This is a genomic window from Microcoleus sp. PH2017_05_CCC_O_A (genome assembly GCF_020738785.1).
In the GTDB taxonomy this organism is placed as follows: domain Bacteria; phylum Cyanobacteriota; class Cyanobacteriia; order Cyanobacteriales; family Microcoleaceae; genus Microcoleus.
The window spans coordinates 1-7,220 of the sequence record NZ_JAEQCB010000221.1; the positions used below are offsets into that span (position 1 = coordinate 1).

At 49.1% G+C, this 7,220-nt stretch carries 8 protein-coding genes; 7 read left to right on the forward strand and 1 reads right to left on the reverse strand.

Features of this window, described 5'->3' with window-relative positions; translation table 11 throughout:
• Positions 1-276 precede the first annotated feature (276 nt).
• The 7 genes from JGK20_RS31750 to JGK20_RS31780 all read left to right on the forward strand — a co-directional run bounded on the left by JGK20_RS31750 (position 277) and on the right by JGK20_RS31780 (position 6,526).
• On the forward strand, positions 277-2,952 hold the full coding sequence (locus tag JGK20_RS31750; protein ID WP_293187084.1) for a glucosidase: 2,676 nt from the start codon (positions 277-279) through the stop codon (positions 2,950-2,952).
• Positions 2,939-3,766: an aquaporin gene (locus JGK20_RS31755; protein WP_293193885.1), complete on the forward strand. Its 828-nt coding sequence runs from the start codon at positions 2,939-2,941 to the stop codon at positions 3,764-3,766. The genes JGK20_RS31750 and JGK20_RS31755 overlap by 14 nt, the downstream gene beginning before the upstream one ends.
• Positions 3,767-3,864: 98 nt before the next feature.
• Positions 3,865-4,395 carry an NAD(P)-binding protein gene (locus tag JGK20_RS31760; protein WP_293187086.1) on the forward strand — a complete coding sequence of 177 codons (531 nt, stop codon included), beginning with the start codon at positions 3,865-3,867 and terminating at the stop codon, positions 4,393-4,395.
• Entirely contained in the window at positions 4,389-4,571 is a 183-nt protein-coding gene (locus JGK20_RS31765; protein WP_293187087.1) for a hypothetical protein, read from the forward strand. The genes JGK20_RS31760 and JGK20_RS31765 overlap by 7 nt, the downstream gene beginning before the upstream one ends.
• Before the next feature lie 44 nt (positions 4,572-4,615).
• On the forward strand, positions 4,616-5,068 hold the full coding sequence (locus tag JGK20_RS31770) for an ester cyclase (protein WP_293187088.1): 453 nt from the start codon (positions 4,616-4,618) through the stop codon (positions 5,066-5,068).
• 66 nt (positions 5,069-5,134) lie between these two features.
• Complete coding sequence (locus tag JGK20_RS31775) at positions 5,135-5,884, forward strand: SDR family oxidoreductase (RefSeq protein ID WP_293233454.1); 750 nt, start codon at positions 5,135-5,137, stop codon at positions 5,882-5,884.
• Positions 5,885-5,923: 39 nt separating this feature from the next.
• Entirely contained in the window at positions 5,924-6,526 is a 603-nt protein-coding gene (locus JGK20_RS31780) for a GAF domain-containing protein (RefSeq protein WP_293233456.1), read from the forward strand.
• Positions 6,527-6,615: 89 nt separating this feature from the next.
• Here JGK20_RS31780 and JGK20_RS31785 read toward each other — a convergent pair.
• Positions 6,616-7,220, reverse strand: a 605-nt coding sequence (locus tag JGK20_RS31785) for an NAD(P)-binding domain-containing protein (protein WP_293233458.1), incomplete at its 5' end; no start/stop codon positions are given.

Here is a 7,220-nt window from a genome sequence, read left to right on the forward strand (position 1 = left end):
GTGAGTGCCGACACTACCAGGATGAAGCAGGAAGTAAACGAAGCTCAAAGTCCAATATTGTCCAATCTTGAGTAACTTTGGGTAGGATTTATGTAACGGTTCTCAGGTTTACTGACCGACGACTGGAAAAAACAACCATAGTTGGTGCTCAGGCAAAGCCGCCGGTCTGACAAAGATGTGCTTTCTCATCTAGTTCTCAGGCTGCTTTTATTAAAAACACGCAGAATTCTGTTAGCAAACTCTTTAGATCGTTATTCACCGTACCGGAGAAGTTTGATGATTCCAGAGAAACTTCGATTGCAGCAAGACCAAGACCGGATCGCCTACTGGAAACGCTGGGGACCCTATGTAAGTGAGCGACAATGGGGCACGGTGCGGGAGGATTACAGCCCCGATGGCTCGGCTTGGGATTATTTTCCTCACGACCAGGCCCGATCGCGCGTCTACCGTTGGGGTGAAGATGGCATTGCCGGAATTTCTGACACAAGACAACGCTTATGTTTTGCGATCGCCCTGTGGAATGGTCACGATCCCATTCTCAAGGAGCGCATTTTTGGCTTAACAGGCAATGAAGGCAATCATGGCGAAGATGTCAAGGAATATTATTTTTATCTCGACAGCACCCCGACCCATTCCTACATGAAATGCCTGTATAAGTACCCACAGCAGGCATTTCCCTATGCTCAATTAGTCGCAGAAAATCAACGCCGCGGCAAACTAGAACCCGAGTTTGAATTGCTGGATACTGGTATTTTTGATGGCGATCGCTACTTCGATGTCTTTGTAGAATATGCCAAAGCCACAGCGGAAGATATTCTGATTCAAATCACGATCGCCAATCGCGGCAGTGAAGCTAGCACCTTACAGTTATTACCCACGCTATGGTTTCGCAATCTCTGGGACTGGAACCCGGACATCACACCGCCTTTAATCAAAGTCGTGCATTCTGATCCAACGTTCAGTCAACTCGAAGCCCAGCATCCCACCCTGGCAACGCATTGGCTTTACTGTGAGGGTGATGCAGAATTACTATTTACGAATAACGAAACCAATTATCAGCGATTGTTTGGCACAGCGAATCGATCGCCCTATGTGAAAGATGGCATTAATAACTATGTGGTGAATGGTGATGCTCAAGCGATTAATCCCGATCGGGTCGGCACAAAATTTGCCGCCCGTTATTCGCTGACCTTGGCACCAGGAGCCACCAAAACCGTGCGCCTGCGGTTGAGCGATCGGTCCCAATTGTCCGCCCCGTTTAGCGCTGAGTTTGAGCAGATTTTTCAGACCCGGAAACAGGAAGCCGATCAGTTCTATCAAGAGGTTTCGCCCTTTCCCCAATCGGACGATGAACGCAATATTCAACGCCAAGCGTTTGCCGGACTGCTCTGGAGCAAACAATATTATCAATACAGCGTGAATGACTGGCTGAAAGGCGATCCGGGACAACCCGCGCCGCCTACCGATCGCAAAGCCGGACGCAATCACGAATGGGGCACACTGTTCAGTGAAGATATTCTCTCCATGCCCGACAAGTGGGAGTATCCCTGGTTTGCCGCGTGGGATTTAGGATTTCATTTGATTCCGTTAGCGATGATCGATCCGGCGTTTGCCAAGTTGCAACTCGATCGCCTCACCCGTGAATGGTATATGCATCCCAATGGCCAACTCCCGGCCTATGAATGGAAATTTAGCGATGTGAATCCTCCGGTGCAGGCGTGGGCGGCATTGCAGGTCTATCAAATTGAGCAAAAATCCACTGGGAAGGGCGATCGCGCCTTTCTGCAACGGGTCTTTCACAAGTTGCTGCTCAACTTTACTTGGTGGGTGAACCGCAAAGATATGGCGGGCAACAATGTGTTTCAGGGTGGCTTTTTGGGGTTGGATAACATTGGCATTTTCGATCGCAGTGCCGAATTGCCCACGGGCGGCTACCTCAACCAAGCCGATGGCACCAGTTGGATGGGCATGTATTGCCTGAATATGCTGGCGATCGCCCTCGAATTAGCCAAAGCCGACGACAGCTACGAAGACATTGCCAGTAAGTTTTTTGAGCATTTTCTCTACATTGCCGACGCGATCGATGGCATTGGCGAAAGCAATATTGCGCTGTGGGATGAGGTCGATGGCTTCTATTACGATGCGCTACATTTACCCGATGGGCAACAGTTACCGTTGAAGGTGCGATCGCTGGTGGGCTTAATTCCGCTCTATGCTGTCATCGTGCTGGAACTCGAAACCCTGGAAAAATTTCCGGGTTTCAAACGGCGGATGCAGTGGTTTATTCGCAATCGCCCTGACCTCAAAGAGAATGTCGCCTGTATGGAAACACCGGGAATGGGAGCGCGACGGTTGTTGGCGATCGCCTATCGCAGCAAACTGCAACGCATTCTGCAACGCATGTTGGATGAAGCGGAATTCTTCAGTCCGTTCGGGATTCGAGCCATCTCCAAGTATCACCAGGATCATCCCTATTGCTTGCAATTAGGGGGGAATGATTATTTCGTCCGGTATGAACCGGCTGAATCCAGCACCGGCTTATTTGGCGGTAACTCCAACTGGCGCGGCCCCGTGTGGTTTCCGGTGAATTATTTGATTATTGAAGCCTTAGAGCGCTTTCACAGCTATCTGGGCGACAGTTTTAAAGTCGAGTGTCCGACGGGATCGGGGCAGGAAATGACCTTGGGAGAAGTGGCGATCGCTCTGTCTCACCGCTTAGTGGCCTTGTTTGAGCGCGAGGCATCGGGTCGCCGTCCGGTGTATGGTGGCATTGAGAAATTCCAAACCGATCCCCATTGGCGCGATTACATCTTGTTCCACGAATATTTCCACGGCGATAATGGCGCGGGAATTGGCGCGAGTCACCAAACCGGTTGGACAGGCTTGGTCGCTGCCCTGATTCACCAAAATGCGGCCCACCGCGCCCAGGAGGGACAGCATGACCACCCTTAAAGCAACCTTTCGCAATCACCTACCAGAATACCTGATGGAAGCGGCCTTACTGGGATTATTTTTGATCGCAGCCGGTGGGTTTTCGATTCTGTTTGAATATCCTCAATCGCCGGTACATCAGGCCATTGCCAATGGTGATCTACGGCGGTTTTTAGTGGGAATTGTGATGGGGTTGACGGCGATCGCCCTGATCCATTCACCTTGGGGTCAACAATCGGGCGCGCACATGAATCCAGCGGTGACGTTGACCTTCTATCGACTGGGCAAAGTTAAGTTGCTGGATGCGTTGTTCTATGTGTTGTTTCAATGTCTAGGCGGATTAGCCGGTATTTATTTAGTCGCATTCGCGTTGGGTCAAGTATTTATCCAACCTCCGATTAATTATATTGTCACGGTTCCCGGTGCGCTGGGTTGGCTCGGAGCCGTGATGGGTGAATGGTTGGTGGCCTTTGTGATGATGATGATGGTGTTATTCACGAGTAATCACCAAAAACTGCATCGCTACACTGGCCTGTTATCGGGATTTCTCGTCATGCTTTACATTACCTTTGAAGCGCCATTATCGGGCTTTAGCATGAATCCGGCGCGAAGTTTGGCGTCGGCTTTACCGGCCAATGTTTGGACGGACTTCTGGCTGTATGTAATCGTGCCCCCGATCGGAATGTTATCAGCGGCGGGTTTGTATACTGAGTTGTTTGGCGATCGCGCTGTCAAGTGCGCCAAGCTCCACCACGATAATCCCAAACGTTGTATTTTTCGCTGCAACTATGACCGAGATGGCCGGGTGGATTTGAGCGATCGATTACTAAAATGATTCGTTGATAGTTTGGATGTTAAATCATGCCTACATTGAAAACCTCTAATTCACACCAATTCAATCAGTCAATTCCCTAACCGGCGAGGAACCCATTCATGGCTACCAACACTCATTACGATGCAATCATTATCGGCACCGGCGCAGGTGGCGGCACGTTGGCCTATCATCTAGCGGCCAGCGGCAAAAAGATTTTGATTCTAGAACGCGGATCCTTCTTGCCGAGAGAAAAGGAAAACTGGAGTGCGTTAGAAGTGTATCAACGGGAACGCTATCACACCCAAGAACAGTGGTTTGACACCAACGGGAAAGCCTTCCGACCGGCCACGGGCTATTGGGTGGGCGGTAACACCAAAGTCTACGGGGCTGCCCTCTTGCGGATGCGAGAGCGCGATTTTGAACAGGTCACGCACCAGGATGGCATTTCGCCAGAATGGGCGGTGAAATATGCCGATTTTGAGCCCTATTACGCCCAAGCCGAGCAGCTTTATGATGTGCATGGGCAGGCCGGCCTTGACCCCACGGAACCAACCCGCAGCCAACCCTATCCCTACGCACCTGTGCGCCATGAACCCCGGATGCAGGAATTGGCCAATGCCTTCACTAAAGAGGTACAAACATTTTGGTAAATGCTTATTCTCCTGGCTGGATGAAAACGGATATGGGTGGCCCTGATGCGCCCTTTACAGCGGATGAAGGAGCTGAAACCGCTGTGTATCTGGCAACTCTTCCAGAGGGCGGCTCACAGGGTAACTTCTTTGCTGAGATGCGGAAGTTTGGGGGCGCGATCGCACTGGATTGGTAATCAATCGAACCGAAGAGACAACACAACTACAGTGAGGAATAACGATGACTCCAACTGAAGAACAAAACTTGGCGATCGCCCGGATCTTTATCGAGCAGTTTTTGGGCAAGGGCAATATGGCGATCGCGGCGGATGTACTACATGAGAATGTGCAGGCAATCACCGGATTAAAGCCAGATGGGCCAATTGACGGACGGGAAGCTTACATACAAATATTTAGTGCCTTTTTCGATGCCTTTCCTCCCGTTGCGGGTTCAGAGATGATCGTTGAAGATATGTTTGCCGCAGGCGATCGAGTCGTCGTTCGATTTCGATCTGTGCAAAAACACACCAAAGCATTTTTTGGGATTGCTGCTACCAATCGGGATATCACTTTCATTGAAACTCATGTCATGCGGCTACGAGAGGGCAAGATTGTCGAAAATGTGGTGAGCGCGACTAATTTGGAGTTTGAAATGTTGATGGCTCCTGTTTTAACGCCGTTAATCCTCAAATAGCCAATTTTTCAGGTTCAGTGTTGTGATGAATTTGCTCGAATGCCCTAAATCAAGGAGAAGAAGTCAATGGTCAACAGCGAATCAAATGGCAAAGTTGCATTGGTGACAGGCGCGAACAAAGGGCTTGGGTTTGAAATGAGCCGCCAGCTTGCACAGCAAGGATTGACGGTGATCATTGCAGCCCGCAAACTTGAAGCGGCGGTCGCGGCAGCAACGAAGCTAAAAAATGAAGGATTGAAAGCCGAAGCGATTCTACTTGATATTAATGACAGTATTCAAATTCAATCAGCCGTCCAAGAGATTAAAAATCGGTTCGGTAAGTTGGATGTTCTGATTAATAATGCTGGAGTCATGTTGGATGGTGAATGGGCAATTAGTAATGCAAGTTCTGTATCAGTTGACATGATCCGTAAGACGTTTGACACTAACTTTTTTGCTTTGGTTGAAGTGACTCAAGCCATGTTGCCCTTGATTCTAAAGAGCCAAAGTGGACGGATTGTCAATATGGCAAGTATCGAAGGATCGTTGACCCTTCACGCCGATCCAAGTTCGTTCATTTATGACTCCAAACCCTTTGCTTATGATGCCTCTAAAGCTGCGGTCAATTCTTTTACCGTGCATTTGGCGCACGAGTTACGAAACACACCCGTAAAGGTCAACAGTGCTCATCCCGGTTGGGTCAAAATCGAATTAGGCGGTGACGGCGCAATGATGGATATTACTGAGGGTGCGAAAACCGGAGTGCAGTTAGCCACCTTGCCTGATGATGGTGCCAGTGGGGGCTTTTTCCACCTCGGTCAGCCTGTTCCTTGGTAGTTTCGGAAACCATATTTTGCGCTTAGGAGGAATCAACCGATGTCTGACGTAAAGCCAGAAGCTCATCAAAATGTTTATTTGCAAAATGTCGTCACCGGGGCAACGGCCAATCCGGTCATGCAAAACCCGGATGCGATCGACGAGGAATTCATTGAAGCGGCAAATCGAGTTTTGAAGAATGCAGTTGAACTGATCCGCGTTTTGATTGGCGCTCATCAATCGGCGATCGCCATTATTGTGCAAGAAGATTGGAGTTCTATTCGGAAGTTCTTCTCACTCTCAGAGAAGTATGCAGCGTGGGCAAAATACGATACACCTGCAACTGGATATGGCACACACGGGTGGTTATTGCGCCACAATCAACCTGTACGAATGACCCAAGCGGAACTCGAAGCTCACCCTGAGTGGAAAGGTTTTGGTAACGAGGCGGGCAAGCATCCACCGATGCGAGGTTGGCTTGCTGCCCCGATTGTCGGACAAGATGGAATGAACTGGGGATTGCTACAACTATCCGATAAGTACGAAGGGGAGTTCACGGAAGAAGATGAGAAACACTTCATCAGCTTTGCGAAGTTAGTGTCAGAGACATTAGAAACACTGTGGAACGTGCGTAATCTTCGGAAGAACGCACCAGGAAGATAATAACCGTTTTGCAGCAGACAGATCGAGACTCGAACTCAGTATCATTGACCCTCAACCGTCCGCTGCATTTGATTGGTTTATGCTGCTGCTCAACGTTGCAAAGCTTTCAACCCAAGGTTGGGAAATAGCTGACTCGCAACAGCAAACTGCACCCATGCACTTGCTAAGGTTTCTAAAGTACGTGCCACCAGAAGATTACCTGCATCAACTGATTTGTAACCGCAGTCTTCAATGAGATTTGCAGCGATTTGTTTTGCTTCAACATCATCACCACAGTAAAAAACGCTAGGAAAATCAGCACCGAATTGTCTTGAGTCTGAAGCAATAATTTCAGCAAATGTAGTATTGAATGCCTCCACAACTTTTATTTTCAAGTCCGTTGCCAAGCCAATTGTTTGCCCCGTGAAGTCTGGCTGAATTCCACTCACACAAGTAATGATAATTTTCCCATCCAAAGAGCCAGCCGCGTGAATGACCTCTTCCAATGCTGGCAGCCAAACAGCCAATAAAATAATGTCTTGTGCTGCTGCATCTTGAATTGTTCCTGCTTTTGCAGTCGCCCCTGCCGCTGTTGCCAGCTCAATCAGTTTATTTGGATCTCGTGAGTAAGAAAAGACGACTTCATGTCCTGCCTTTGCCCAAAGTTTACCCAACCCAGCACCCATGTTGCCAGCACCAATAATGCCAATTTTCA

Excerpts from the sequence above, each read along its gene's own strand:
- JGK20_RS31750 (WP_293187084.1), top strand. The coding sequence starts at position 277 with ATGATTCCAGAGAAACTTCGATTGCAGCAAGACCAAGACCGGATCGCC.
- JGK20_RS31755 (WP_293193885.1), top strand. The coding sequence starts at position 2,939 with ATGACCACCCTTAAAGCAACCTTTCGCAATCACCTACCAGAATACCTG.
- JGK20_RS31760 (WP_293187086.1), top strand. The coding sequence starts at position 3,865 with ATGGCTACCAACACTCATTACGATGCAATCATTATCGGCACCGGCGCA.
- JGK20_RS31770 (WP_293187088.1), top strand. The coding sequence starts at position 4,616 with ATGACTCCAACTGAAGAACAAAACTTGGCGATCGCCCGGATCTTTATC.
- JGK20_RS31775 (WP_293233454.1), top strand. The coding sequence starts at position 5,135 with ATGGTCAACAGCGAATCAAATGGCAAAGTTGCATTGGTGACAGGCGCG.
- JGK20_RS31780 (WP_293233456.1), top strand. The coding sequence starts at position 5,924 with ATGTCTGACGTAAAGCCAGAAGCTCATCAAAATGTTTATTTGCAAAAT.